This is a genomic window from Roseibium sp. RKSG952 (assembly GCF_009711355.1).
Genome location: NZ_SMMF01000272.1, coordinates 1 through 480, shown reverse-complemented (window position 1 = coordinate 480; position 480 = coordinate 1). Strand labels below are relative to the sequence as shown.

Here is a 480-nt window from a genome sequence, read left to right as displayed (position 1 = left end):
GCACTGAACCGCCATTTTCGCAGTAACATTAGGGTGCACCCCAAAGAAGCATTGATTTGCGACACGTCAAAATGTAACAAAAGACTTATTTTTGCATAAAATGTGACACTATACTTCACAAACCACCCTAATGTTACAGTATCGATATGGCTCGCATAGGCTATGCCCGCGTAAGTACCGCCGACCAAGACCTGGAAATTCAAATCGACCGTTTGACGTCGGCAGGCTATGAGATCATTCGATCGGAAACAGGTTCCGGCGCTACACGAGCAGGAAGATCTGAACTCGATACAATTATGCAGTTTTTGCAAGCCGGCGATGAACTGGTTGTTCTGCGCCTTGACCGTCTCGGAAGATCGACTCGAGATGTTCTCAATCTCGTACACGAGCTGGATCAACGAGGGGCGTCGCTAAAGGTCTTGGAGCCCGAAGTCTCGACCGCGGGAAGTATCAGGGCTAACGCATGAAACTCATAACGCC

General features: G+C 49.0%; 1 protein-coding gene. It reads left to right on the top strand.

Features of this window, described 5'->3' with window-relative positions:
- Positions 1–146 precede the first annotated feature (146 nt).
- The gene (locus E1297_RS00690; protein WP_155132665.1) at positions 147–467 is read left to right on the top strand and encodes a recombinase family protein; all 321 of its coding nucleotides are present in this window, start codon (positions 147–149) and stop codon (positions 465–467) included.
- The last annotated feature ends 13 nt before the right edge of the window (positions 468–480 follow it).

Excerpts from the sequence above, each read along its gene's own strand:
- E1297_RS00690 (WP_155132665.1), top strand. The coding sequence starts at position 147 with ATGGCTCGCATAGGCTATGCCCGCGTAAGTACCGCCGACCAAGACCTG.